Origin of the sequence: Corynebacterium variabile (assembly GCF_006539825.1) — a bacterium.
Classification (GTDB): Bacteria; Actinomycetota; Actinomycetes; order Mycobacteriales; family Mycobacteriaceae; genus Corynebacterium; species Corynebacterium variabile.
Window position 1 is genome coordinate 1 of sequence record NZ_BJNT01000056.1, and the last position, 1,330, is coordinate 1,330.

Genomic DNA, 1,330 nt, shown 5'->3' on the forward strand with positions numbered 1-1,330 from the left:
GATTCGAACATGTGGTTGACGGTGCCAAAAGGTTAATGTATGCTTTCTGGTAGTAATCAAACTGTCGGTCGACGATGATACAGACGCTGCGAGGGGAGGGGACATGACCACCGCACTGCCTCTTCCGCTGGATGCGGAACACCCAGCACGCGACCTCGTCCAGGCGGTCAACCACGCCGAGTTCGACCTCGTGACCTGGCTGCTGACCATCGACGACGACCTGCGACTGTCGACCGTCCTCGCACTCCGCGGACGGACGCGGGCGGAGGCCTACCGGTACGCACACGCTGCCGAACTCGCCGCTCGGATGCCGGAACTGTTCGACCTGCTCGGCGCCGACGGTCGGATCACCGTCGATCACCTCGACACCGTCTGGTCCCAGATCAACCGCCACCTCACCACCCTCACCCGGTCCGAAGCCCGGCGACTCGGCCCGGTCATCGACACCGCCGTCGCTGCGGCACTGACCGACTGGATGGAGGCGAACTGCCCCGTCGGCCTGGATGCCTTCGCCCTGGTCGTCCAGGAGACTCTCGCATCTGTCGCTTCCGGTCTGGTCGCGGCGACCGAACTGGCTGAGCAGGACACCCAACGGCTGACCAAGCGTGGCACGAAACTGGTGCTGGACTGCGGCTCAGAGACCACCGCCACCGCGGTATGGGGTGCGGTGGGGGAGAAGGCACTGGAGATGCTGCGGGAAGCGCGCAGGGGCGCAGAGGATCAGGACAGTGCCGACAGTGCCGACAGTGCTCCGGTGCCCTCGATGGCACAGTGCCGGGCACGCGTGCTGCTCGACCAGTTGGGGGATACCCCGGACACGATGCGCACCGTGGTCAACCTGTACCGCACCACCGTCGACGGGAAGACCGGTGTCGGTGGGGCGTTCATCCCGAAGGTCGGTTACCTCTCTGATGTCACCGCGGAGATGCTGGAGTCGGTCGCGGACCTGGTGCGGTGCCTGCAGGACTGGGAGACGGTGCTCGGTAACGAGAGCGAGGCCTACCGGTTTCCCACGATGCAGCGCGCGGCGATGGAGGGCAGGGACGGGCACTGCCGGTTCCCGGGCTGTGACATCCCCGCTGACCGGTGCGAACATGACCACATCGTGAACTCGTGGCACACCAGTCCGGACTCTGACGGTCCGACGTCTGTCGCCAACGGGATGTGCCTGTGTCGGCTGCATCATGCCCTCAAGACTGCGGGCCTGTGGTCGGCGGAGACCGTCGATGACGGAGTGACGGTGATCTGGGCCGGCCCGGCCGGGGTCATCGCGGTCACCGAGGCAGACGGGCCACTGTCCCCGGCCAGAGCCGGCCCCGACATCTGACCC

1 protein-coding gene is annotated in these 1,330 nt (G+C 66.4%); it reads left to right on the forward strand.

Going from position 1 to position 1,330, the window contains the following annotated elements; all coding sequences use genetic code 11:
• Positions 1 to 103 precede the first annotated feature (103 nt).
• Positions 104 to 1,327 (forward strand): HNH endonuclease signature motif containing protein, encoded by a 1,224-nt coding sequence (locus tag CVA01_RS14730; RefSeq protein WP_141331825.1) that lies wholly within the window; start codon positions 104 to 106, stop codon positions 1,325 to 1,327.
• Positions 1,328 to 1,330: the final 3 nt, after the last annotated feature.

Excerpts from the sequence above, each read along its gene's own strand:
- CVA01_RS14730 (WP_141331825.1), top strand. The coding sequence starts at position 104 with ATGACCACCGCACTGCCTCTTCCGCTGGATGCGGAACACCCAGCACGC.